The sequence below is a fragment of the Rhizobium leguminosarum bv. viciae genome (assembly GCF_012276115.1).
Classification (GTDB): domain Bacteria; phylum Pseudomonadota; class Alphaproteobacteria; order Rhizobiales; family Rhizobiaceae; genus Rhizobium; species Rhizobium leguminosarum_T.
Genome location: NZ_WIEU01000008.1, coordinates 158,290 through 183,029 on the forward strand (window position 1 = coordinate 158,290; position 24,740 = coordinate 183,029).

Consider the following 24,740-nt stretch of genomic DNA (forward strand, 5'->3'; position numbering starts at 1 on the left):
CGCTTCGAGGTGCCCCTCTTCTTTGGCGCGAGGAACGTCATCTCGAGGGAATTGGGCGGCTCGGCGACGATAAGACATCGCACGAACTCTGCAATCACGGGAGAGGGCCAAATACGTCCTTACGAAAAGCCAACCAAAAGTTTTCTAGCCGCCGTCAGCAGAATGCCCCGTAGTTTGACAACGCGCTATTGGACACCTTTATGACCGATATCCAATGTCCGATTCCGGCAAGGCGCTTGCGCCCACCGGGACCTTGCGAGCCACGATAAACTCCGGCAATTCGATTCTTGCAAGCCGGAGCGCTGAATCTTCCGTCATACGATAGGTACAGCGGAAGTCGCAGTGGTCTGACCGTTCGCCCGGACGGATCTACCAGCCGACCGGTTGGGCATCACCAGTCGGTCCGAATTCATGCATTCTCCAAAGCCCTTCTCGTGCTTATTGCGGTGATGTCGGCCAGAACGGATAGGGCGATCGACGAAGAATCCCGCGCCCTCGGGAATATGCCGATCGGCGCCTTTATCCGGCCGATGATAACGTCCCCAAAACCCCGGGACCGCAGTTCCTGACAGCGCCGCTGATGACTTTTGTGGCTGCCGAGCGCGCCTATGTAGAACGCGTCGCTTCTCAGAGCCGCTGCGAGAAAAGGGGTCTCGCGATCGACATCATGATGCAGGAGAACGATGGCCGTATCCTGATCGCAGGCCTCAATCCTAGAAAATCCGACCGCGAAGGATCGATGATGGCTGTGTCGAAACCGGCCGCCTGCGCCAGTCTCGATGTGGCGTCCAGTTCTATCGATCGGCCCCACAAGACGATTCGTATCCGCGGTACATAGGGACGGACAAAGCTCTCCGCTTCCCAGCGCGGCACTCCCAATCCCGGGCAGATCTCCAGCTGAGGGCGCCACCACCGCGCATTCATGCCCCAGTTCGACAATCTGCCGGTAAAGACCGTAACCCGTGGGACCAGCCTCATAGCAGAAGTGAAGCTTGGAACCGCGCTTGGAAAGCTTGTTGACCATTGAGGCCACCCAGGTCGGCTCCGAGGAGATGTCGCCCAAAAACCGCACTTCGCCGTTGCGGGATCCGTCGGCAATGGCCACCGAAATCTTTCACTTCGACGTATCCAAGCCAATGAAAATTACGCTATCGTCTGTCATGGTTCGCCCTCGCTAAGCTTGGGGCAAGGCTCCGGCCTATCCAGAGCAACCCCCGAAATCAGCTTACCGCGGGGGCGGGCCACTTTCTCCCCACGAACATGCGGTCTAAGGCGCCGGAGCGTCGCGGCGCGAAACTAGGATCATCATGTGGCGAAGGCATGGTGATTGCGATGGGCCGTATATCATCGGCTGAGGCGCCGCGAGCAACCGGCTGTGAGATCGTGGTAGGCATAGACATGGCGTAGCCTCTGATGCCCCCCTTGTCAGTTCATGCGCACTCGCCGGCCAATGTGCGACAATCCGAAGCGTACATTTGATCGCACAGCTTTAAATCACCCGTATTCCAAAGATCGTGGATTGCCCGAACCAGGCCGATGTTATCTACTGGCGTCCTCCCTATAACAACTTCGATGTGCTGTCGGTGTCAGGCGAGTGCGCACAGCTTTTAGCGAAAACAATGATCGCGCACATAGCGTCGGTCTTCGGGCCTTCTCGGCGAGGAACGCCCCGGTCTGCTCGTGCTGCCCCTTGCCCGCGAAATTATTGCTGCCTCGCCGGTTATGTGCGGGGACTAACTGTTCGTCAATATTTGCGCGTCGCCCGTGCAGACTCGGCTTGCAATGCTGCCAGCAGATGCAATGCTCGGTCAGCTAAGCCCGTCGGCACAAAAATGTGATCGTGGTGATATGCTGCCACCATGTTGCACGGAATGCCAGCGTCTGCGAGACAGGCAGCGACGCCCGCCGTAAGGCCGACGCCGTCGAGCGCAGAATTCACGTTGAGGGTGATCTGGCGCATCGCAAGCGAAGTTTCGAACCCCGCTTCGTGGGCTTCTCCTTTCTCAAGGACCACTGCCAAGCCTTCCCTTTCTTGGAATGTCGCAATCGGATTCAGATCGTGAACTTTGCTCCCATCATTAGGTATCGAGCAGAACACATACTCGCCGTCTATGAGCGAGGGCGTCATGTTCGACAGCATTTCGAACTTGTCTCGCAAAACAGTAGTCATTTTTGGCGGCCTCCGTTGTCTATCATCAGGTGTCTTAGAGCCTGACCGAAAAAGAGTTGAGTGAAACCAGGCCGTTGTGATTCTGTTTGTTTGCTTAGGACGAACGGAGACCACAATGGGCTGGACTGATTTCACCCGTCGGCAATATGCCCGACGGGCAATGCGGTATGCAAGCGATCTGACGGACCGGGAATGGGGATTGATCTCGCCTTGCCTGCCTGAACCGAGGCGGCTGGGCAGGCCGCGCAGTACCGATCTTCGCGAGGTCGTGAATGCGTTGCTTTACATCGCCGCGACTGGGTGCCAATGGCGGATGCTGCCCAGGGATTTTCCGCCTTTTACAACTGTGCAGTCATACTTCTACGAATGGCGAGCGACAGGGCTGTGGGGTCGGATCAATCATCGTCTTGTAATGGCGACGCGTGAACTGGAAGGCCGGGAAGCCTCCCCGTCTGCGGGCGTGATCGACAGTCAAAGCGTAAAAACCACGGGATCACGCCTTCGGCAGTGTCGTAGCGCATAAGGGCGCTTGAGGAAAAGGTTGGCGCGGTCTTGATCATCCGACGCCATCAGTGCCGGCCCACCCCAATTGATGGCAGACAATGCCCTCCGCGAAGATGTGAAAACAAATACTACGGGCCTCGCATCGCTGGTGGCATGCGCCAGAAAGCATGGTTACGATTTCACAATCGATGACGCCAAGAACTACACAGCATCCGCGGATGCATTTGTCGAAGGAGAAATCATTGGCCAGCATCACGTGAGAGGCAACACCGTAATCACGAACGTCGCCGTTGAAGTAGTTGTAGTCGTGGCCGTCACCGTAACACTCTAGCGCTAAGGAGGGCTGTGGCCGCGCGGCGCGGCCCGCTTCGGGGTGCGGCGCGCGGCCTAATCTGAAACCTGTAGGAGGGCCTGTAATGGCAGCTACCGATTTCTACCGAAACATATTTGATCGACGCACAGCCGAACAGCTTCGCACGCTGTCGCATGTCAAGCGTTTCATGGAACGCCTGGTCGGCGACAAGGCATTCTTGCCCGCGCTTTTGGAGAACGTCGACAACTCCCGTACCATTGCCGAGCGCTATGGTATCGACCTCGATCCAGTGGATATACTGCCGCTCTGGCACGAGAGCTACGCCAAGTACCGCGAAGAGCCGGAGCGCGCAGCGTGGCCGGTGGCGGCAAGGTGGCTTGAGTATCATGAAGAGTTGATCGAGCATCGGGACATGCTGTGCGAAGAGAGCAAAATGGCGATGGTCGTCCCTCGTTTTCAGACATGGCGCAAGCGCCAAATCCTCCGCTGTGACAGCGAATTGGGAATGTCCCCAAAGTCGATCACGCACCCCGCCATTGCTTTCGAACTGAGCGACGGCTGCACTGGGAAATGTTGGTTTTGCGGCGTGTCGGCGGGTCCTTTCAACGGACATTATGAATATAGCAAAGATCACGCCGCGCTTTGGCGCGGCGTGGTCGGCGTCGCGAGTGAGATGTTTGGCCCAGCAGCCCGCACCGGCTTCTGCTACTTTGCGACAGAGCCAATGGATAACCCGGACTACGACCGCTTTCTCCAGGACTACTATCAGATCACGAGCGCGCTGCCACAAACGACGACTGCCGCTCCACTCAAAGATCAGCCACTCACCAGGCGCGTTCTCGAACTGTTTAAGCGCTATCGTTGCGTGCCGAACCGTTTCTCCGTTCTGAACAGGGACCAACTTGATCAGATTCATGCAGCATTTTCGCCTGAGGACCTGATGGGCGTTGAACTCATCCTGCAGGGCAAGGAGGCGGGGATCCCGAAAGCACTGGCAGGGCGGGCTCGCGAGCAGAAACTAACAGGAGAAAACAGCAACGACGCAGTCGCGGGATCGGATAATAATCCCACGACGATCGCCTGCGTTTCCGGTTTCCTCGTGAATATGCCGCGAGGAGAGATAAGGCTGGTGACGCCGGTACCGGCAAGTGAACGGTGGCCTCTCGGCTACCGCATTGTGGCAAAGCGGCTCTTTAAAACGGTAGACGAGTTTCGGGAGAGCATCCAGCGCATCATCGACGAGCACATGCACGAGAGCCCACTTCCCAACCGGCTGATCCGCTTCCGCAGGGACTTGAAGTACGAAGCCGGAAAGCCTCACTTTAACCTCCGCTCACGCAACGTTCATTATACGGTAGGCGACAATGTCGCTCCGATCTCCCTTGGCGATATAATCGCAAGTGGCGATCACACGACGGCGCAGCTGGTTGCTCGGGCCGTAACTGACGGATCGAACGCCCTTAGTCTCGCCAGTTGGCTGGACAACATTTTTATGCAAGGGTTGATCGAAGAGGACCTCGACGACCACTTTGCCTATCAGACCAGCGAGGACCCAGAATGAGCACTGGCGTACATATCATGCTAGTCAACGCCGCCGCTGGTCACGCGAGGATAAGGAACGACTTGTCGCGTCCTGCTTTGAGTCGGATGCGGTTATCTCGGAGGTTGCCAGCGCTGCTGGAATCGATGTCAGGAAGCCCCGGCCTGATCGCAGACCCGCCGGAAGCGTAGAGATATGACGATTGAGCTGGGCCGCGGTCGCCGTGTGCGCGTGGACAGCGACATCGACACGGAGGCGCGTGGCGCATTCTCGATTGTGTGCTGGGTCGGCGATGATCCCGGTTCCGAGTGGGGTGAAGGTCTGGTTGACAAACGGCCACACAGACATGCGCAAGGGATTTCTGGGTCTCTCGCCGAAGGTAAGAGACGCTGAAGCGATCCGATGTGCGGCCATCTGTTCGTCTTCCGCGGTCGTGGAGTGACCTGATTAAGGTCATATGGGTATGACGGCCAGGGAGCCTGCCTGTTCACAAAAAGCTAGAACGCGGAGGGCTTAATATGGCCGTCGGCAGGCTCGGTGGTGATCACGCCGGCGCAGCTCATTTATTTGCTAGAAGGGATCGGCAAAAAACCTGGCGGCCGACCTCGGCCGGATAAGCAAAAACACTGGAATGGCGGGGTTGAATATGATTCCAATGGCCCATGAACGATGCGGCTGAAAAGCTTCCTGACGACCTCACCAGCGCACTTGCGGCCTTGGAGGAGGAGCGTGCCCGGCCCATCACAGCCGAGGCGGAAGCAATGATCGCCAAGGCGGAAGCCGCCGGCAGCAAGAGCTGTCGCGGAATTCCGGTCATACCTCTGAGCCTGCACGGCGAGATGCGGTACTCACCGGATGCTTACTGAAGTTCTAGTGGGCGGATTGCTCCCCTGCTTAGCTTTGGTCTTTCAGGCACTTAGGTCCTTCTACCTAGGTGTCGGTGGTTCGAATCCTGTGAAGACCGGTACGCTTTCGGTTCCACGTGGTTTGAACTTCGATTTTTGATGGCGCCACTACCTTGACGACCCGTAGATTCTAAAATCGATAACCCGGGTTTCCTGATGACTTACTGAGATTGCGGGTTCCCGCCTGCGCTGTGGCGATGATCCATTGCTTTGTTCTCAGTTCCGGATTTTCATGCCGCATCACGTCGGTCACGACCGCGACGCTATCCGCCCCGTGAGCAAGGGCGCCTCCGATGGTGACCAGAGGCAGGTCGCCGATGCGCGATTTCCATTCTCTTAGCCGCGGCAGACCTTGCGGTGCCCATTTCATCTGCTTGAGGGCAACGGCGGTGTTGAGCAGAACCGCATCGAAACCGAGCTCCATGACCGCAGTTGCATGCGACGGCCGGCCAATGCCGGCATCGACGATCAGCGACACGCCAGGGAAATGCGCCCGCATTGCTCTGAGCGCTGTCGGATTGAGCGGCCCGGCGGCACTGCCGATCGGTGCGCACCAAGGCATGAGCACCTTGCAGCCGGCCTCCAGCAGTCGTTCGGCCACGACCAGATCGTCCGTCGTGTACGGGAAGACTTCAAAACCTTCGCTGACGAGAATGCGAGCCGCCTCGACGAGACCGAAGACATCCGGCTGTAGCGTATCATGGTTGCCGATGACCTCGAGCTTGATCCAGTCGGTGGCGAACAGCTCGCGTGCCATCTTTGCGGTCAGGACCGCTTCGGCGACTGTGTGGCAACCTGCAGTGTTGGGGAGCATACGAACGCCGAGCGCGCGGATCATCTCGAAGAAGGCGCCCCCACTGCGGCCGCCAGACATTTCACGACGAAGCGAGACGGTGACGATTTCCGTCGCCGATTGCCTGACGGCCTCGGAGAGGACGGCAGGAGAGGGGTAACGCGCTGTGCCGAGCAGCAGACGGGAGTTTATTTCGGCGCCGTAAAGCGTCAGCATCCGCCAGCCTCCCTGCATCGGCGACAGGATTTCGATCCTGTCATTGTCGTTGAGCGAACGATCGAACCGGTCTTCGCGATGGACCAGCTCACCGTTTACGGCTGTCGCCAGCCAGTCACCTTCGTATTCCATCAGGACTAAAAGCTCCGACAGCGTCTCAGCCGCGACATCCTGGGCCTCGCCGTTAACGATCAATTTCATGGGGCATTCCTCCCGTGGTATGTTGGTTGAAGACAAGTTCAGCCGCCTCGGCCGCCATGGATGGCGCGAGCAGAAAGCCGTGGCGGTAGAGGCCGTTGAGCGAGATCACCGTTCCCTGATGGCTTGCACGTGGAAGATTGTCCGGAAAGGCTGGGCGAATTCCGACACCCGTTTCGATTATGGTTGCATCGGCAAAGGCCGGAAATAGCGTGTATGCAGCGTTGAGCAGTTCCATCAGTAAACGGGCGACAATTGGCCCGCCGAATTCCGTCTCGATCATTGTCGCGCCGACCATGAACACACCGTCTCCACGCGGGACGATGTAGACGGGGAAACGCGGATGGAGCAGGCGGACCGGCCGGGAGAGATCCACGTCAAAGCTTCTAAGGTAAAGCATTTCGCCGCGGACGCCGCGTAACTCCTTTGCCTCGCCAATGCGCGCTGCGCCCGTGCAATCGACGACACTGTCGAAGCTCTCGTGTGGGCTCTCGCCCACGAAGGTGACCCCCTGAACCGTCAGCTTGGTGCGCAGCAGACACAACACTCGCCGGGGATCGAGATGGGCTTCGCGGCGAAAGAACAGCCCGTGCCGGAACCGCCCGCCAAGAGAGGGTTCCAGCGCCGCAATCGCCGGCTCTTCCAGCCATTCATAACCCGTCGTGCGGCAGGCAAAGCGTCGCAGTTCACCAAGATCGCGAGCCGAGGCGACCACGAGCGTTCCGTTGCGTCGCACCTCTCCCGGCACCATTGCCTCCCATTTGTCGGCGGCGGTGAGACCGCGCATGAGTACCGCGTCATCAGCACTCTCCCGCTCGCACCAGGGCGCCAACATTCCGCCCGCGAGCCACGAAGCAGCACGCCTGAAACCGTCATATGGATCGTGCACGGTAACCTCGGCATCTCGAGCGCGCAGTTCATACGCCACCGTCAGGCCGGCAACGCCGGCCCCTTTGACAAGCACACGCATCTCATTCGCCCGAATGTTGCAGGGCTTCTACCGGCATATAGAGGTCGCCGCCCTCGCGATAACGCGCTGCCATCGCATCCAGACCCTCCTTCTGCGCTTCGGCGCGGATATCGTGCGAAATCCGCATGGAGCTGAATTTCGGGCCGCACATGGAGCAGAAATGGGCCACCTTATGGGCTTCCTTCGGCAGCGTCTTGTCGTGGAAGCTGCGGGCGGTTTCTGGGTCCAGCGAGAGGTTGAACTGATCTTCCCAGCGGAATTCGAAACGGGCGCGGGAGAGCGCGTCGTCGCGCAGCTGTGCCGCCGGATGCCCCTTGGCGACATCTGCGGCGTGAGCCGCGATCTTGTAGGTGATGACGCCTACCTTCACGTCGTTGCGGTCGGGAAGCCCCAGATGCTCCTTGGGTCGTGACGTAGCAGAGCATCGCCGTGCCGAACCAGCCGATCATGGCTGCGCCTATCCCAGAGGTGATGTGATCGTAGCCCGGCGCGATATCGGTCGTCAGCGGCCCGAGCGTGTAGAAAGGCGCCTCGCCGCAGACTTCGAGCTGCTTGTCCATGTTCTCCTTTATCTTGTGCATCGGCACATGGCCGGGGCCTTCGATCATCACTTGGCAGTCTTTCGCCCAGGCGATCTTGGTCAGCTCTCCCAGTGTTTCCAGTTCGGCGAACTGCGCCGCATCATTCGCGTCGGCGATCGAGCCGGGGCGCAGGCCATCGCCGAGCGAAAAGGAGACGTCATAGGCGCGGCAGATGTCGCAGATCTCCTCGAAATGCTCGTAGAGAAAGCTTTCTCGATGGTGATGGAGACACCACTTCGCCATGATCGAACCGCCGCGCGATACGATGCCCGTCATGGATCAGGTTCAACGGGTCACTGCGCGCGATAGCAGTATCTCAGCCCCCTTGCCGGAACCCCCCTGGTGAATGCCAAAAAGGGTAGAGGCTTGCCGAGGGGACTGGCAAGCGACAATCTGCGATGGCTTGGGGTCAGGTTACACTCAGGCTATCGTGCGTGGTCGCCGTGATCAAACGAATCGACAAGTCGATCGCCCGACCGGCACGCTTCCGCAAGCCAGTGCGCCTTTGTCGCATGCAGTGGCTGTCGATTTTTATCCCGCCCAGTTCAGCAAGTATACCGAATTACCGAAGCGCTATTGAGAAAGCAGGCGCGGAACTGGAAAGTCTAGTACTTTGTCCGTGTAGCTTTCGACCAAGGCGCTAAACGGCGTGCCGTCCTGAAGTTTCAGTACAGCACGATGTTCGAGCAGGAACGGCGGCAGGCTAAGGGAACTTGTTTGATGCGCTATTAAGCCCTCCATGTCCCAGCCTTCGGATAGAGGGGACCAGAGCAACTTGGCAGACAGGTTTGTGCGAGTGAAATTAAGAGCCTGAACGGCTCTGCCAAACGCGATGTCGCTGGTCTTCAACGTCTGATTCACCTCTGCAGTTAATTTTGCGGGTACATACCAATTGTCGGCTTCCGACAAGACGCGGTCGCCGCAGACCAGGCGGACGCGGCGATAAGCGATCAGCTCACCGGGTCCGACGGTCAGAAGTTCACGGATGTGCTCATCGGCCGGCTTGTCTTGCCCGCCCACACGCTGCGCTACAATCTTGGAACCTTCCGGTGCAAGCTTGTGCGCGGCGCACCAGCGATCAAGGGTCAACGTAGCACTGGCGTTACTCAGGAGATTGGCATTCAAGGTCTGAAGGACCGCAAGCGCTTCCACTCGAGATGTCGGCGAGTTCAGCCACTGAGACCCTATAGACGGTTCTTGCGCAATTGCGATCTGGGTGCCCAGCACGATGGCAGTCGCTGCAAGTGCGGCGATGCGAATGCGTTTCGAAGAACAAAATGACACGGAGAACGAATCCTTTCTGCAGTAAATTTGATGGGCGAACCCTGCGCGTCAAATTTCGTTGATTTTGATGGCGACCGCGCGTTGTCAGCGTATTTGATACCGGCCGCAAGATTTGAACTGCGCCTTGCGGGTACCGTTTAACGGTCGGGTTCCCGATAGACTTTCTTACCGTCTTCCGATGTTCCTGCCGTGCTGGTTCACACCTGTTGAAGCCCGTGTGCCCGGGCCGTCCTTTGCTTGCGTCGCATCAAGGTCGTTCATGATATCCTCCATCCGCTCGCCGACCTGTTGTTGGAGTTTGCAAGCGTTGGCCACCGAGCCGGCGCTTCCATCCTGGAATATGGAAACCCGATAGACGCGGATTTCAAATGAGGAACATGGCGGCCGGTCCGAATCTTCCTCATCATATATCGTAACTCTCGCTTAACGGTTCAGCGCCTTTGTCGCCCCTCCCTCGTTGCGGAATGTTCATATAGCTGGAGCGGATAAAATAGCTCGCAACCGACAGCAAAATCGAGGAGCAATTGTTGGAAAAAGGTCTTCCTCGGCGACGCAGAGCCCTCCTTCCGGTCGAGTGACAATTGTAGACCAGGCAGCGACACGCCGTCGATGGTTGCCAGCCGCAGATGCGAATAGCCAAGACGCTTGGCTGATGTCTTTTGGTGATCCATGTCGTCGTGCTCCTTGTGCAAGCCTCCCGACGATGACGTCGCCGGCAAGATTTCAGGATTCATCGGAAAGAATTTTCCTGTTGCACTATCGTAACTCATCATGAAAACGACGAACAACGCAACAGATGTGCGGGATATATGTTAAAGTATATCTCTTCAAATTTGTCAGCTCTTACTTTCCGCTTCGAAAACGCGTAAGTTGGGGAATACGTTGTAATATATATTACTACATATATCGCGCTTCATATCTTGGCGGCCGGATGAAATGGCAGATCTCTAACGGGTACGGCAAACGCTCGCTGGTCGAAACGGCACGATACAAGTCCATCCTCGGGCGGCGTCTGCGGGCGAGGTCGCGGCCCGGTCAGCAGACGAAGGCGTCATCAGCTGCGCCGTTCTCAACCCATGCTTGACTGCGCACGCCCAAATCCGTGGGCCGCAAGGCACCACGGTATGATCAGCCGTTTCAAAAGGCCGGCAAGGATATGAGCAAGGTCGTCGTGGGCGGCGTCGACGCCACGCAGGACGCGGAGTTTGCTCGCATCCTGTGTGGCGCTGGAAGATCCACAATCTCCAAGGTGCCAAGACTATGAACGACCCCTGAGCTCAGGCCGCGCTTGATCCCGATGCGCCGTTCTTCGGCGATCTCTTCAAGACGACGGCCGATCAACAGCGCCCGGCAGGTTTCGCACACGCTCTGGCCAAACCTGCCGGCCATGAGCGTATCACGCCGAGGCAATTCTCGAATGTTTGTCCATCGCTCGCCGCTTGGAAATGATCAGTACACCACTTCCCACGAGCCCCCTTCCGGGGCGAACGCTCCTGCCAGATCGGAAGCTGCTTGTGGGCCTTCGTGAGTGTGCGCCGCAGCTGTGAGCTTGGGTTACCTCTCGTCCGCTGCCATGCAAGGGTGGTTGTCCGCCCTGGTCGCGTCAGACCTGTACTCCGCTGCACAAACTGATAGAAAGAGCGCCCGCGGAGATCGAAGAAACTGTCCGTTGCCGGACGCGGTCGGCAGCGGTGGAACTAGAAAACGGATGCACGTTTTCCGGCCGCCAAAAGGAGCCCTAAACGACATGAACATGGTCTCGAAGATTGCGAAATCCCCAGCTGCCCCGTCCGTTGGCGCTCTGCTTGCAGAAGCTCGCCTGGCTCGCGGCTATTCGCTGGACGACGTCGCAGAAACCACTGGTTTGACTGTGGCCGAGGTGACAGCTCTAGAGAACGACGCGGATTTCGACGCGTCGAGGATCCGAAGGACCGCATCCGCTCTAAGGATTCTAGAAAAGATATGCGATGCGCCGCGCTGACATCGTTGAACAGCTTCTTCCACCGCTGCAACTCTTGAAGGAAGATGGGTGCAGAAACTCACGGGTCGCGCTTCAACGGGATGCTGTTCTAACTCCGGCGCAGTTTTTAAAACTTCTTGGGCCACGGACGGCAACCACAAAAGTCTCCATGGAAAGACGATCACCGATTGGGGTGGGGAGAAAACATGGGAACCGAACAGCTGTTACGATTGATCGTCCAGTAAGCTTCTTGAAGGACTCGCACAATAGGAATGAATGACGTGATGATAGTTGACGACTTGATCGTGCTTGCCACTCGCATGGGGGCGGCCTCGGGGTAGTGTCAGCAGATGCGTGCCGCCGATGAAGACGTCGAGGCGATCGTCGAACAGACACACCGCAGCCGGTGGCCGATCAGGCGGGAAGGCACGGTGTAGAAGAGCTTGCGCAACGCGAAGCCGCCGGTGCTCGATACGGTGACGATGACCTCTTCGAAGTCGGTGGTGCGACGATCGGCAAGAGCTTGCAGATGCGTGCGCTTGGCATCGATGCGCTTGCCATGTGCCGCATTGCGACGGCTGACGATCTCATCGATGAAGGCGCGATAGGATCCGAGGTCGCCAAAGTCCCTGTTCCGCGCATCAGCAGAGCATCGCGGATGCATTCTTGAGATGGCCGTGGAAACTTTCGATCGAGCCGTTCTCGTGCGCGACGCCCTTGTTGTTGCGCGTCGGTGTCATGCGGCAATGAGCGCACAGTTCGTCGTAGCGCTGCGTCAGATCGACCTTGGCGTCGGCATCGAGGTTGCGGAAGGCGGCCGAACCGACCGCAGGGCGTTCTGCAACCCCTCGGCCAGAGCGACGAAGCTCTCTCCACCCAGGACGACATGGGCATGCTCGAAGCCCGACCAGACCAGCCGGAAGTGATAAAGCAGATGATCGAGCGATTGGCCGGCGATCGTCACGCCGAGGCTGCCCATGTCGGTAAAATCCGACAGTCCTAACCGACCGGGTTCGTGCATCTGACGGAAGATTACTTCCTGCTCCTGACCGTGAACAGCCCGCCATGATCGAATACGACGCTCAATCGTACGGCGAACACCTTCTGACAACTCTGGATGAGGCCGCAGCATCTCGTTGTAAACGGCGACTGCTCGGATGCCGGGCGCGGCCTTGAGAAGCGGAACAATCTCGGCGTCGAAGATGTGCTCAAGGGGATCGGGGCGACGCCGGTCGCGCGGCGGCTTGGTCTGCGATGGGAGACGCTGTGTTGTCGGTACTTCATAAAAAGCCTCGTCTGATGATCGGTTAAATGGCGACCCGGCACAAAGTTGATTCTCCATTCTCAGAAAATCACCGACGCTACGGGGCCCAACCGCGATCATGAGACGCCGAAAAATTGCACCGCGGCGGGGGTGTAACTCCGGTCGGGCTATGCCCTCCCTTCGTCACACCCCCGCCGCCGAGTCTCATCCTGATTGACGCTGAGTCTCAACTTGTTTGTCGCAGCGCAGTCTGCTGCGCGCTAGACTGTCATGGAAGCGTTCCTGTCAAATTCCAGACCGTCCCGCTGTCCATGCTCTGACGGAGCACCGAGATGGTGCCGTTGGCCGCTCCCCTTTGATTGGCGGGATCCGTCGTCTGTTGCACGGAATTGAAGATCATTGCAGCAGCGACGGTACGTCCACCCATCTGGACTTGGATGTTCGCATCACCCGCCGCGGTTCGTCCCTGTATGTCGACACGGGCAACGCCCACGGTATGCAGTGTGCCAGCCCCACGTCCCAGATCGGCGAAAGTGATTTGTGCAATGGCAGCGCTACAGTCATTCCGCTGCTCATGGTTCGGGGTAACTCCTCCCCGAATTGCGTTGTTGGTGTTCGTCTTGGTCAACGGCATGATGAACTCCTTCGTGCTTCCTGATGATGTATGACGGCAACGAAACACTTAGGTTCTGTTTTGGACATCTTTAATCTCCAGATCGCCTCGAGCTCAGAAAGCCTTGGCCGTTCGTGAAGCATGATACGTCTTCGGCGCCGCTCCGACATCGACATCCTCGTCGCGGATGCCGGCGAGCACGTCCACCCCCTTTTGGGACTTGCCGACATTCTCGGCGAGTTGCCAGTTCCGCCACTTCCCGCCATAGTTTGTGTCCCTTCATGTGTTCAGCCCAATGAGGTTATCCCGCAACGCGGATGCCGCGGCCGTTCCGCTGCCTCGCAATAGCTCTCAAGATTCGTGCCAACCAGGATGATACAGCCGACGAACAATAAATTGCTGCTATTTCAACTTCCTAGCGGAAAATACGTGATTGGGCGAAGACGAATGCGTTTCGCGAAGCCGACAAAGGTGACGACAATGTCGTAAGTTGGACGTGGAGAATCTCGGTTAATCGGGCCGTCCGGGACTGCGACTTACGGTCCGTGCAGAAGAAATTGAGCGGAGATCGCATTGTCTTGAATTTTCTAGGGGGAGGCCGATTGCTGATTTTTGTTGCAAAGCAGGAGCATCTGACGCGGCAACCACCGGCGTGCTTCCCCAGCTTTTCTTTCAAAGATCACCCGCAAGTACCCGGATTTCCGCAAGCGGCTCGGCCGGTCGATACCGCCCGAATAAATCGCGCTCGGCGTCTGAGGATCAGAGTACGCCTGCGGATCATCGTCTGATAAATGCGCCGCGGCGTAACTCCATTCATCACATCTCTGCACGCCGTGCCACACCCTGACTGACGCTGAGGGTCACCCGTTCATCGTCGACAACGTTGGCTCCCACAAAAGCGACAGGCTAATCAATTGGTCAAAGCAAAAAAGCGCCCGGCTCCTCGTCTTGCCCGCCATTCGCCCGACCTCAATCCAATCGAAATTGGTTTTCCAAGTTCAAGGGTCTTGCTGCAACGAGTAGCCCGAATTTTTGAATCCATCACCTAAGACCTCGGTGGGGTCGTCAGCCTCTTCTCGATGCAATCGCTCGCCATGTGGGTCGTAGAGAGTTGTGCACTTCGTGCGACGAGTGCCGGGGCCGGCGAAACCGCGAAGTAGTCACAAGAATCAGTCACAGTGAGCGGCGTCAACGGAACTAAATCCGACGGCTGCGATTCGATCGTTTTGTCACGGTTGCGTCCATAAGTGGTTTTCTGCGATTGGAGCCGCGTGTGAGCCGAATACTTAAAAAGGATAGACCGAATGGACGGCAGTCGTTATCTGAAAGGCTTGTTGCGATGGCTGAAGACGTCGCTGAAAAATTACCACAGACACCAGAGGCTTCTTTAAAGTGAAAAAAGTGCAGCGCAGCTTTGCCGTGGAGTTCAAATCAGGTCGGCGAAAACTGAATTCCAAACCGAACTCGATTTGGGGAGACACCGATCTCAAGTCCGTTGCTCAAGATCTGCAGGACGAGGCAATGCCATTTATGTCACTAGCTCCTCACGCAAAAAGTAGCGAGATGCTTGTATCCGGAGAAGAACAGGCCGGGCCGTTATTGACACTGCCGATTGAGCAGGAGAAAAATGCATCGGCTTTACAGGAGACCATAATGGCCGACGAAAACGATACGATGACCAATGCTAACACGCCGGCCGCCGCGGCGCCCGATGTACCGAAGAAGGTGCGCAAACCTCGCGCCAAGAAGGTGGTCCCTGCAACGGCCCCAGTCACCGTTTCGGCGGAACCGGCAGTTGCTTCGGGTGCCGCAGTTGGAAAACAAAAAAGAGGACGTAAGGCAAAGCCTGACGAAGGTACGCCGAGTGCCAAGCGCGCGCCTGTCAAACGTGCTCCGAAGGCTGTGTCGACAGCGGCGGCACCGTCGGTGGCGGCAGTTGATGAGATCGCGGATCTTCTGCAGCTCGAAGAGGAAAACCAGAGACTGCGCAAGCTGCTGGCGGAAAAGCTCCGCGCTGAAAATGCCGATCTGCGAAAGCGACTGAACCTCGGTTGATCGGCAGCAGACGGTCACGCGCTGGCCGCACTCTCATGCTTATTGAAGTGAATATTTTGGCGGCGGATCCTTCTGCCGCCGACGTTTTTGCTCGCAGTTTGCATACGCAGTAGAATTCGAGGTCGAATAAAATGGCGTCTCCATGGAAACTTCTTGCTGGGCTGGTGTCACGGCGACGCCAGCAGAAGCAAGAACGCGGCTCGACCGATGATGTGAAGCCGGACGTATCATCCATCGCCGAGCTGACTGAAGCGCCGGCCGACAATCGGTTGAGCGCCGTGGATCGTGCGGCCAACGAAAAGCCCTTCATTCACGAAGAACGCGAGGCGGTGTCAGTGGACCCGCATCATGCCGAGGAAGCGGTAAGCATTGTTGACGATACCGCAGATGTCGAAAGCGCCAGGCCCGTGGAAGCGGCTGACCCGGCTTTGTCCAATGAGGCCGATACAGCCGCGCATGCAGCACCAAAAGTCTTTCGAGTTGGCGAAGGTCAAACGCGAAAGCGCATGCGGGGCAAGAAACCGGAAACTATTGCAGTCGTTGTCCCACCCGCTCCCACCGCTTTCGGCGATGCAATCAATCTCGACGAAGAAATCAGGCTTCTCCGGTACCAGTTGGCACGCAAGCTTCAAATGCAAAATGCACAATTGAAGAGGATGCTGGAACGTTTCGAACGCTGAACCTGTCATAAACCCATGCTCCGGACCTTGGGCATGAGCGGCGTGTCAAACGCATTTCCTAGCTTGGCCACAAACGCACTTGGAGGGAAAGCCCAAAGGGGCGTTTATCGCGGTTCAGCGGCGCCTCGTCCTCGGTCAGACATTGGTATGGAACATTTGCGTAGCCGAACACGGAGACCGACGCATTGCGGCAGCAGCAGCTCCCGCGATCTTGGCAAGGGACTCAGAAGCCGGCGAGCTTGGCGAGCGCCCGCTTCTCGCGGCGGCGCTGGACCGAAGAGGCGATGTTCATTGCCTCCCTGTATTTCGCAACCGTGCGGCGGGCGAGATCAACGCCGCCCTTCTTCAGCATGTCGACGATATCGTCATCGGAAAGCACCGCCTCCGGGCTCTCCTGCAGGATCAGCGCACGGATCTTGTGACGCACGGCCTCGGCCGAATGACTGTCGCCGCCCGCGACCGCGCTGATCGAGACAGTGAAGAAATATTTGAGTTCGAAGAGGCCGCGCGGCGTCAGCATATATTTGTTCGACGTGACGCGGCTGACGGTGGATTCATGCATCTTGATCGCCTCGGCGACCGTTTTCAGGTTCAGCGGGCGCAGGCAATCGACGCCATGCAGCAGGAAGGCGTCCTGCTGGCGGACGATTTCACTGGCCACCTTCATGATGGTTTTTGCCCGCTGGTCGAGGCTGCGCGTCAGCCAGTTGGCGCTCTGCAGGCAATCGGAGAGGAAGGCGTGGTCCTCGCCGTTCTTCGTCACACGGGAAAAATAGGACTGGTTGACCAGCACGCGCGGCAGCGTATCCGGATTGAGCTCGACCAGCCAGCCGCCGTCCGAAGAGGCTCTGACGACCACATCCGGCATGATCGCTTCGGAAACACCTGCCTCGAAACCGCTGCCAGGCTTCGGATTGAGCTGACGGATCTCGCCGAGCATGTCGAGAAGATCTTCCTCGTCGACGCCGCAGAGCCGCTTCAACGTGGCGAAATCACGCCGCGCCAGGAGTTCGAGGTTTTCGACCAGAGCCTGCATGGCGGGGTCATACCGGTCCTTCTGCCTGAGCTGGATCGCCAGGCATTCGCAGATAACCGCAGTCGTCGAGCTGATCGACGAAATTCTGCGCGATCAGCCGGTCGGCCATGTCAGGCAGGACGAAGGGGATCTGCTGGGCGAGATGATCACGCAGCGACACCTGGCCGGCGACGAAATCGTCGAGATCGTAATCGGCACCCTCGCCGCTGCCCGGCATCGATTTCCACTGGCTGACGAGCTCCGGCGCATCGAGGCGCTGCGGGGCACCGTCATCAGGAAAGATATTGGTGTAATTGGCGTCGAGTTCGTCGTTCAGCCGGCTCGTGCTGGCGCTGCCGCCATTGTCATACCAGTCGCTGGAGAGCGCCTCGGTGCGGTTGTCGTAACCGTCATCCGACCCGGCATCCTCGGGCTGATGAGCGTACTCTCCATCTTCGGATTCGCCGCGCTCGCCGGCCGCCTCGCCGTCATTCGACGGAAATTCGAGCAGCGGGTTCTTCTCGACTTCCTGGGCGATGAACTGGGTGAGTTCAAAATGCGTCATCTGCAGCAACTGGATGGATTGCATCAGTTGCGGTGTCATCACCCAGGGACTGGGTCTGGCGCAGGAAAAGATTGGCGGATTGTTTCACAATAAAGTTTCACTTAATTCGCGAGGCCATGCCCGATCTTCTCAAGTCGCGACAGTTGCTTTCGGCGACGCTGAGAAATCACCTTACTTTCGGAGAGGTAGGTCGCGGCTTGATGCACACTTCAATGTCTCCTCTCTCTGATCGTCGGCTTTCGACGTGGTGTTTCCAGTAACCACTGCCTCCGAAGCAGATCGGGTACCCCAGAAGGATCTTCGCGTCGCATTTTCCGGATTTACTTTCACGCAAAACTGTCATGCTACCTTCTCCGCGCGTTCGACCGATGCGGTTGTCTCGCACTGGACCGCGCCGGGGGCTTATACCGCTCGGAACGGAATTCAAGATTCGAGCACTGAACGATGATCGACGGCGATATGAGTCTGGCAGTTCTTGGGGCAGACGCGGCCGCACGCTCCGCAGCCGATACAGCGTCCGGGATAATCAATGACCATGATCACGCGACTGAGCTCACCATTAAAGTCGTCTTCGCCATCGCAAACACCGAGCATGTCACCTGCCTCATCGATGCCGTGGGGATGCATGACCTCGCGTGAGCAAACCTTGAAGCAGCGACCGCAGCCGATGCACATCGCAGGGTTGATCGAATTCAGATATTCCGGCATCCATCGGGACCCGTCGCGAGTGAAGGATGAGCTTTTCATAGATTCCTCCGATTTATCGTGTTCTGCCGATGACAAAAGCGCTGAGGATGGCACGCCAATTGTCAGACAAACGCGAGTTGGCAGCTGTCTAACGCCGCAATCTTTACACCAGTGCAGTCCTCCACCTTCGCTTCTGTCTCTTCCGATCTTGTATTTTCGAACCCAGCGGCTTGCACGAAGGTCCTCGAGTTGCATGTCGCGTCAAATCGTCTGACCGATTCAAACTGCGCTGTTAGTCCCTTCATGTCTTGTGTGGCGATGGCTATTCGCGAAGTGCCCACCTGCCTTTTCGTCTGCGTTGATAGTCCGCTTGAAGAGCGAGACGCGACGAATTGATCTCATTATTGCGTTTCCCGGCTGTCGGTTGAGTCAATTGGGCCAGGGGTTCGGAGGGTGATTAGCCTGAATGATGTTCGCGAAGTCGAAGATCAAGTCGCGGGTTCCCCGGTATAACACTGTAAGCTTGTGCTGGCTGCCGAAGCGGTCGAACATGGGGAAACCCACCCGCATCAGCGGAACGCCGAGACGTCTGGCAGCTTCTCGGCCGTGCGAGTGTGTGACGATAAGATCGGCCATTGCGGCGAGACTTTCCAGATCACTGAGATCGCCGACTTTGACGGTTTTCGCCGGTACCATCTCGAGCGCCTTCGAAGTGCCGGTCGTGGTGACCGCGGCCGCAATTTCCGCACCCATGGCAGTAAAAAAGTTGGAGAGCTGGAAAAGTTGATCGGGCTCCGAAGCGATTGCGATCTTCTTGCCTGCCATATGGGAATGTCCGTCGAGCATGGCATCCTGCAACTGCATTCGGTTGCGGCGGACATTGAGCGGTGTCTGTTTGCGTGACATAGCGGCAAGCACGCGAATGAAGCGATCGACGTTTTCTAGGCCCGTCAGCGATCTAAACAGCACGTACGGCACACCGGTCAGTCTCTGCAGCGCTTCAGCCGGTCGCCGCATATGCTCACCGATTGCGATACACTGCATCGTCGCACCGAGATCGCGGATCTCCTGCAATTTCGTGCCGCCATTCGTTATCGGCATCCATTCTTCGGGGATGGAGCCGTCGAGCGCTCCGGATACGTCGGGCAGAATAACCGGGTCGAGGCTGAAACTTACGGCCGTTTCGCGCAGATGTTCTATGTCAGCAACCGTTAAGTTCCAGCCAGGCAGTATCGCGATCTTCCTCCGATTGCGATACTGCTTGTCAGGTCGCGCTATTGCCTCGATCACGGCGGTAACAGCTTTAGACCAACCCTCCTCTATGGCGCCGTCAAAGTCAGGCGTGTTGGCGACTACCACTTCGGTGCCCACAAGTTCTATCGCCCGCCTGCGTTTGATGTTTTCGACGTCACCGACGACATCCTCGTCGCGGGCCTCTACCGATGCGGTCGTGCATATCCCGATCAGTCGTGGCCTTGTGCGGGCTTTGAGGCTGAGAATTGCCTCTTCGAGACGATCCGCGCCGCCGACGATTATCGCGGCTTCGTTCATCGCCGTGGTTTGCAGCGGGATCGCTTCATTGAAGTGCCTCACGAGCAGTGCGAGCGCGAAGCTCGTACATCCCTGGCTGCCATGGAGCAGAGGTATTGCGCCGTCGACGCCCAGATAGGCGAAGGCAGCACCAAGCGGCTGAGACGACTTCAGGGGGTTGACCGCCGCCGACTTGGTTTGAGATACGACGCGTGCCATAGTACGACCTCAACATTTTTTGCGAGTGATCTCGCGGTTTTGGTTCGACGCGCTTACGCATCCCTTTTCGCTCGCTTTTCAACGACCAAGGCCGGCTCCCATGGCGCCGGCTCGCGCACCTGCGGCCATACCGGATTGTGGATTGCCAGGTCAATTTGTCGAGCAAGTTGCACCATACCCTCATAGCCAGCGTAAGCGTGATGACGCTCCTGGTTGATGTCAAGCCAGGGCAGTTTTGCCTTTAGCGCTATATACTGGGTGCGTCCGCCCGACAACATGATGTCAGCCTTTCTCTCGAGTAGAAGCGAGAAAAGCTCGCGCGTCGACATCGACTCGAACAGGAGGTTCTCCTCCTTCAGGGTCTGTTTCACTCGCTCCCTATCTTCGAGCGTCGATTTCTTGACTGATGTGCCGACGATCTCCATGCCGATCTCCATCAAGGCATGGACGACCGACCAGGATTTCACGCCGCCTGTATTTAGAAGCACGCGCTTGCCCTCAAGGCGAGGTCGGTAGGCTTCCAGCCTCTTCCACACCTTTTCCTCTTCTTCCGCTACTAGGATTTCCGTGCGATGCAAAAGCGAGGGGTCAGCACCCTTCTTTACAAGCAGATCGGCGATCCGCCGGAGCGCCTCCGAGGTGCCGGAGATGCCATAGAAGGAGCCCTCGAAAAACGGAATGTCCCAGCGTTCCTGCATCTTACGTGCCAACGTAACGAACGCTGTCGAACACACCGTCATCGCCGCGCGTGAGCGGTGGGCGGAGGCGACTTGCAGATATCGCGCGTCTCCGGGAATACAGGCGCGGACGCGGATGCCGAGCCTATGCAAGAGCGGCTTCACCTGCCAGAACTCACCCGAGAGGTTAAATTCGCCGAGTATGTTGATGTCGCAAAGGCCCGGTTCATCGGGCTCAACCGTACCTATGACATGCTTGAGCAGCGCCTCGCCCGCTAGCTTGTTGCCGAGGTTTTTAGATCCGACAAAACCTGGTGCATTGACCGGCACCACCGGTAAAGCAAATTCGTCCGTCGCTCGCTTGCAAACAACGTCGATGTCGTCACCGATCATCGCTGTAACGCAGGTTGAATAGACGAAGATTGCCGCGGGCGCATACCCATCCTTGATTTCCCGGATCGCTTTAAAGAGCTTCCGTTCACTGCGTCCCATTACAATGTCGATTTCCGTAAGATCAGTCGTGAAGCTCGTGCGCCAAAGTGTTGGACCTGACGACGCAGCGCCACGGTTGTCCCAGGAATTTCCCTCGCAGGCGAGCGGACCGTGAATCAGATGTGCGACATCGGTGATCGGCTGCAGTGCGACCTTGGCGCCGTCGAAAGCGCAACCGCCGACGGCCGTTCCCGGGGCCATTGGCCCCGCGCAATTCCTTCGGCGCTCCTTAGGACCCTTGCTGCCGCTCCTTTCACTCGCTAGTTCGTGGAAGGCATCTTTGATTTTGGCGTTGAGCGCGGACATTCGTCTGCCTTCATATCTGGTTGAGTGAAAGGCCTGACCGGCCGCCTCTCTTAGCGAGTGAGGTCATACGAATAGTCTGTCACACCCGCGTGAATTGTTTCGCGATCGAGGTTGTCGAAGATCTTGTCGAGGATCGCCGTTAAAAGACGCAGTCCGCCCTGGTAGCCCATGAGGGGGAATCGATGATGATGGTGCCGGTCAAAAATTGGAAACGTCAGCCGAACCAGTGGGGTACCGGTGTCCCGTTCGAGATACTTCCCATAAGAATTGCCGATCAGGAGATCCACGGGCTCAGTGAAAAGTAGCGAGCGCATTGCCCAGAGATCTTTGCCTGGCCAAACCTGTGCATTCTTCCCGAAGGGCGAGGATGCGAGGAGTTCCTTCATCTCGGCTTCCCAAGCCGAGGTGCCGTTTGTGGCGAGGCAGTGGGTTGGCTCGCCGCCGGTCTCCATGATGAAGCGCGCCATCGCATAAACGAAATCTGGATCGCCGTAAATCGCGTATTTTTTTCCATATAGCCAAGCTTGGCTGTCCGCCATCGCATCGATGAGTCGACCGCGCTCCAGGCGGATCGCCTCGGGAATTTCTCTGCTGGAAATCTCCGATATCAACATCAGAAGTTCGTCGGTAGCTTCGACGCCGAGAGGGTAGCGGAAGGAGATCGTCGCTTGTCCAACATCTCTGCAGTAATCTAACGTCTTGCGAGTGTTGTAATGCTGCAGGGACAATGTCCACTCCGCGTCCAACGCCGCCTTCACGTCATTGATTTTGGTCCCGCCATCATACATCCGAAATTCGCCATCGGAGGGCGTATCAAACTGATCTGATGCGTCCTGGATAAACATGTAAGTCACTTGCATCAAGTCGAGCAGGCGTTTTAATTCGCGATTGTTCCCAACGCAGAAGCCATCAAATCCAGGAATGATGTTGATAGAAGCGGTGGCTTCACTTCGCGCGGCGCCCTTCCAGAAATTCTCCAGCACACCTTTTACCATGCTGTCGTAGCCATCGACATGGCTGCCGACAAAGGCAGGCGTGTGGGCGAAGGGGACATCGAAATCGCGCGGGACCGAACCTTCACTTTTGGCGTTTTCGATAAAACCATGCAGATCATCTCCGATGACCTCGGCCATACATGTGGTCGACACCGCGATCATCTTCGGGTTATAGAGTTTGTATGTGTTGGCGAGACCGTCGACCATGTTTTTCAAGCCGCCAAATACAGCGGCGTCTTCCGTCATCGATGACGAGACCACCGATGACGGCTCCTTGAAATGGCGCGATAGGTGCGATCTGTAGTAGGCAACGCAACCTTGGCTGCCATGGACGAACGACATCGTTCGCTCGAATCCCGCCGCTGCGAAGACCGCGCCGAGGGGCTGGCAGGCTTTGGCTGGATTGACGACAAGGGCTTGGCGGGCCAAGTTTTTCTCGCGGTATTCCCAGCTCTTCGTGAATTCGCGCTGGTCCGACACGACCTGATCCGTGTGTGGGCACTCGAATTTCAGCTTTTTTTTGGCCAACATCTTCCTGTATTCCGGCTCGCAGAATAGGGGCGCGTGGTCGAGAGTTTTCTCAGCTGACTGCGGCATAGGGTCACCTCTTTCGATCTGGCCGCGGCTCAAGGGCGGTCCAGAAACATGCGTCGCTTAAGCCGTTGCGCGTTTTTTACGCGCGAACGCTATGTTCTCACCCAGCAACCGCCGCCAAAGCGCGGTCATTTTTCCAGGGCGCGTCGTAGAGACCCCAAACTGGATTGTTGATGGCCATGTCCATGTCCCGAGCGAAAATCGCGAAGCCGTCATAACCGTGATACGGACCAGAATAGTCCCATGAGTGCATCTGACGGAATGGAATGCCCATTTTCTGCACCGGGTATTTTTCTTTAACGCCGGACCCGACGAGATCGGGCCGAATTCCCTCAATGAATTTCTCAAGTTCATAGCCAGTCACATCGTCGTAGATCAGCGTGCCTTCTTTTACATAATGGCCAGTGCGCTGATAGTCGTCGCCGTGACCGAATTCGTAGCCGGTTCCTACGATTTCCATCCCGAGGTCCTCATAGGCGGTGACGACGTGACGAGGACGCAATCCCCCGACGTAGAGCATCACCCGTTTGCCGGAAAGGCGCTGCCAGTATTTGTCGATTACGGCCCAAACGAGGGGTTGGTATTTGGCTATGACCTTTTCGGCTTTTTCTTGGATCTCCGGCCCGAAGTGCTTGGCTATGTCGCGCAGCGAGGCATCGATTTGGGAGTGTCCAAAGAAATTGTACTCCATCCAAGGGATGCCATATTTTTCCTCCATGTGCCTGGAGATATAATTCATCGACCGATAGCAGTGAATGAGGTTGAGTGCCGCTCTCGGCGCGCGCTCCACTTCGGCGAGAGTTGCATCTCCGGACCAGTTGCCGACCACGCGCAATCCGATCTCCTCGAGCAGGATGCGCGAGGCCCATGCGTCGCCGCCAATGTTATAGTCGCCTATGACATTTACGTCGTAGGGACCTGGATCGAATTTTATGTCTTTCTTGTCGAAGACCCAATCTCGAATTGCGTCGTTGGCGATGTGGTGGCCAAGCGATTGCGACACGCCACGGAAGCCTTCGCAGCGTACCGGCACGACGGTCGTCGCGTGTTCTTTGGCCTTTTTTCGCGCTACGGCCTCGATATCGTCGCCAATCAGGCCGATCGGACATTCTGATTGCAGGGTGACGCCATTGCTTAGCGGAAAAAGTTCAGCGATCTCATCGATGACCTTTTCCAATTTCTTGTCACCACCGAAAACAATGTCCTTTTCCTGAAAATCGGATGTAAATTGCATCGTTACGAACGTGTCGATGCCCGTCAGGCCGACGTAATAGTTGCGACGTTGCGACCAGGAATATTGACCGCAACCCACAGGCCCGTGTGAAATGTGAACCATATCCTTGATTGGTCCCCAGACGACACCTTTCGAACCGGCATAGGCGCAGCCGCGGATCGTCATCACGCCTGGAACAGACTTGATATTCGACTTTACCTCGCATTCGCTAATCGCGTTTGGGTCCTCGCCGGCGTCCTTTTCGCTCGTTGCCAGGCTAAGGTGTTTACTTCGGCGTTTCGCTGCTTTGTCCGGATATTGCGACAGCACATCCGCTATAAGCTTCGCATGTAAATCACTGTCATTGGCGTATTTGAAGGTCATTAACCCAACCCCTTGGA

General features: G+C 57.3%; 17 protein-coding genes and 8 pseudogenes. 8 read left to right on the forward strand and 17 right to left on the reverse strand.

Annotated elements, in window-relative coordinates:
• Positions 1 to 409 precede the first annotated feature (409 nt).
• The 3 genes and pseudogenes from GFM02_RS35470 to GFM02_RS16630 all read right to left on the reverse strand — a co-directional run bounded on the left by GFM02_RS35470 (position 410) and on the right by GFM02_RS16630 (position 2,170).
• The gene (locus tag GFM02_RS35470; RefSeq protein ID WP_348643974.1) at positions 410 to 913 is read right to left on the reverse strand and encodes an XdhC family protein; all 504 of its coding nucleotides are present in this window, start codon (positions 911 to 913) and stop codon (positions 410 to 412) included.
• A pseudogene (locus GFM02_RS35575) lies at positions 899 to 1,111 on the reverse strand (IS110 family transposase); the annotation flags it as partial. The pseudogene GFM02_RS35575 and the gene GFM02_RS35470, both read right to left, overlap by 15 nt.
• Before the next feature lie 633 nt (positions 1,112 to 1,744).
• The gene (locus tag GFM02_RS16630; RefSeq protein ID WP_003551151.1) at positions 1,745 to 2,170 is read right to left on the reverse strand and encodes an ACT domain-containing protein; all 426 of its coding nucleotides are present in this window, start codon (positions 2,168 to 2,170) and stop codon (positions 1,745 to 1,747) included.
• Between the two features lie 115 nt (positions 2,171 to 2,285).
• Here GFM02_RS16630 and GFM02_RS16635 point away from each other — a divergent pair.
• From GFM02_RS16635 to GFM02_RS16655, 4 genes and pseudogenes are all read left to right on the forward strand, one after another.
• Positions 2,286 to 2,666, forward strand: a pseudogene (locus GFM02_RS16635) (IS5 family transposase); the annotation flags it as partial.
• A 424-nt stretch (positions 2,667 to 3,090) separates the two neighbouring features.
• Positions 3,091 to 4,548 (forward strand): radical SAM family RiPP maturation amino acid epimerase, encoded by a 1,458-nt coding sequence (locus GFM02_RS16640; RefSeq protein ID WP_168285998.1) that lies wholly within the window; start codon positions 3,091 to 3,093, stop codon positions 4,546 to 4,548.
• A complete protein-coding gene (locus GFM02_RS35715) occupies positions 4,517 to 4,726 on the forward strand; it encodes a transposase (RefSeq protein WP_080635935.1) in 210 nt (69 codons plus the stop codon). Before GFM02_RS16640 ends, GFM02_RS35715 begins: the two co-directional genes overlap by 32 nt.
• Before the next feature lie 463 nt (positions 4,727 to 5,189).
• Positions 5,190 to 5,393 (forward strand): hypothetical protein, encoded by a 204-nt coding sequence (locus tag GFM02_RS16655; RefSeq protein WP_017991546.1) that lies wholly within the window; start codon positions 5,190 to 5,192, stop codon positions 5,391 to 5,393.
• Positions 5,394 to 5,811: 418 nt separating this feature from the next.
• On the opposite strand, the pseudogene GFM02_RS35145 reads toward GFM02_RS16655, so the two are convergent.
• The 6 genes and pseudogenes from GFM02_RS35145 to GFM02_RS16680 all read right to left on the reverse strand — a co-directional run.
• A pseudogene (locus GFM02_RS35145) lies at positions 5,812 to 6,441 on the reverse strand (thiazole synthase); the annotation flags it as partial.
• A gap of 66 nt (positions 6,442 to 6,507) precedes the next feature.
• Positions 6,508 to 6,642 (reverse strand): annotated as a pseudogene (thiS, locus tag GFM02_RS35580) (sulfur carrier protein ThiS); the annotation flags it as partial.
• Complete coding sequence (thiO, locus tag GFM02_RS16665; protein ID WP_168322221.1) at positions 6,626 to 7,609, reverse strand: glycine oxidase ThiO; 984 nt, start codon at positions 7,607 to 7,609, stop codon at positions 6,626 to 6,628. The gene thiO and the pseudogene thiS, both read right to left, overlap by 17 nt.
• Before the next feature lies 1 nt (position 7,610).
• A pseudogene (locus GFM02_RS16670) lies at positions 7,611 to 8,466 on the reverse strand (phosphomethylpyrimidine synthase ThiC); the annotation flags it as partial.
• 297 nt (positions 8,467 to 8,763) lie between these two features.
• Positions 8,764 to 9,474, reverse strand: a complete 711-nt coding sequence (locus GFM02_RS16675) for a hypothetical protein (protein ID WP_020486867.1) — start codon at positions 9,472 to 9,474, stop codon at positions 8,764 to 8,766.
• A 431-nt stretch (positions 9,475 to 9,905) separates the two neighbouring features.
• Positions 9,906 to 10,208: a hypothetical protein gene (locus GFM02_RS16680; RefSeq protein ID WP_168283877.1), complete on the reverse strand. Its 303-nt coding sequence runs from the start codon at positions 10,206 to 10,208 to the stop codon at positions 9,906 to 9,908.
• A gap of 191 nt (positions 10,209 to 10,399) precedes the next feature.
• Here GFM02_RS16680 and GFM02_RS35720 point away from each other — a divergent pair.
• Positions 10,400 to 10,634 (forward strand): annotated as a pseudogene (locus GFM02_RS35720) (hypothetical protein); the annotation flags it as partial.
• A 587-nt stretch (positions 10,635 to 11,221) separates the two neighbouring features.
• Complete coding sequence (locus tag GFM02_RS16685; protein ID WP_168283876.1) at positions 11,222 to 11,455, forward strand: helix-turn-helix domain-containing protein; 234 nt, start codon at positions 11,222 to 11,224, stop codon at positions 11,453 to 11,455.
• Between the two features lie 233 nt (positions 11,456 to 11,688).
• Here the strand turns inward: GFM02_RS16685 and GFM02_RS16690 are convergent.
• Positions 11,689 to 12,698: pseudogene (locus GFM02_RS16690) on the reverse strand (IS21 family transposase); the annotation flags it as partial.
• 268 nt (positions 12,699 to 12,966) lie between these two features.
• Positions 12,967 to 13,332, reverse strand: a complete 366-nt coding sequence (locus GFM02_RS16695) for a hypothetical protein (RefSeq protein WP_003551739.1) — start codon at positions 13,330 to 13,332, stop codon at positions 12,967 to 12,969.
• A gap of 1,371 nt (positions 13,333 to 14,703) precedes the next feature.
• Between GFM02_RS16695 and GFM02_RS16700 the strand changes: the two genes are divergently transcribed.
• Both GFM02_RS16700 and GFM02_RS16705 read left to right on the forward strand, forming a co-directional pair.
• Positions 14,704 to 15,366: a transcriptional regulator gene (locus GFM02_RS16700; RefSeq protein WP_017991538.1), complete on the forward strand. Its 663-nt coding sequence runs from the start codon at positions 14,704 to 14,706 to the stop codon at positions 15,364 to 15,366.
• 131 nt (positions 15,367 to 15,497) lie between these two features.
• Positions 15,498 to 16,046 carry a hypothetical protein gene (locus tag GFM02_RS16705; protein WP_003551745.1) on the forward strand — a complete coding sequence of 183 codons (549 nt, stop codon included), beginning with the start codon at positions 15,498 to 15,500 and terminating at the stop codon, positions 16,044 to 16,046.
• A gap of 223 nt (positions 16,047 to 16,269) precedes the next feature.
• Here the strand turns inward: GFM02_RS16705 and rpoN are convergent.
• The 6 genes and pseudogenes from rpoN to nifD all read right to left on the reverse strand — a co-directional run bounded on the left by rpoN (position 16,270) and on the right by nifD (position 24,723).
• Positions 16,270 to 17,714: pseudogene (gene rpoN / locus GFM02_RS16710) on the reverse strand (RNA polymerase factor sigma-54).
• Between the two features lie 335 nt (positions 17,715 to 18,049).
• Entirely contained in the window at positions 18,050 to 18,373 is a 324-nt protein-coding gene (gene fdxB, locus GFM02_RS16715; protein WP_003551748.1) for a ferredoxin III, nif-specific, read from the reverse strand.
• A 369-nt stretch (positions 18,374 to 18,742) separates the two neighbouring features.
• Positions 18,743 to 20,062 carry a nitrogenase iron-molybdenum cofactor biosynthesis protein NifN gene (gene nifN / locus GFM02_RS16720; RefSeq protein ID WP_168283875.1) on the reverse strand — a complete coding sequence of 440 codons (1,320 nt, stop codon included), beginning with the start codon at positions 20,060 to 20,062 and terminating at the stop codon, positions 18,743 to 18,745.
• A gap of 53 nt (positions 20,063 to 20,115) precedes the next feature.
• Positions 20,116 to 21,537, reverse strand: a complete 1,422-nt coding sequence (gene nifE / locus GFM02_RS16725; protein WP_168322222.1) for a nitrogenase iron-molybdenum cofactor biosynthesis protein NifE — start codon at positions 21,535 to 21,537, stop codon at positions 20,116 to 20,118.
• Between the two features lie 50 nt (positions 21,538 to 21,587).
• Positions 21,588 to 23,129 carry a nitrogenase molybdenum-iron protein subunit beta gene (gene nifK, locus GFM02_RS16730; protein WP_168322223.1) on the reverse strand — a complete coding sequence of 514 codons (1,542 nt, stop codon included), beginning with the start codon at positions 23,127 to 23,129 and terminating at the stop codon, positions 21,588 to 21,590.
• A gap of 97 nt (positions 23,130 to 23,226) precedes the next feature.
• Positions 23,227 to 24,723 carry a nitrogenase molybdenum-iron protein alpha chain gene (gene nifD, locus GFM02_RS16735; RefSeq protein WP_003551756.1) on the reverse strand — a complete coding sequence of 499 codons (1,497 nt, stop codon included), beginning with the start codon at positions 24,721 to 24,723 and terminating at the stop codon, positions 23,227 to 23,229.
• Positions 24,724 to 24,740: the final 17 nt, after the last annotated feature.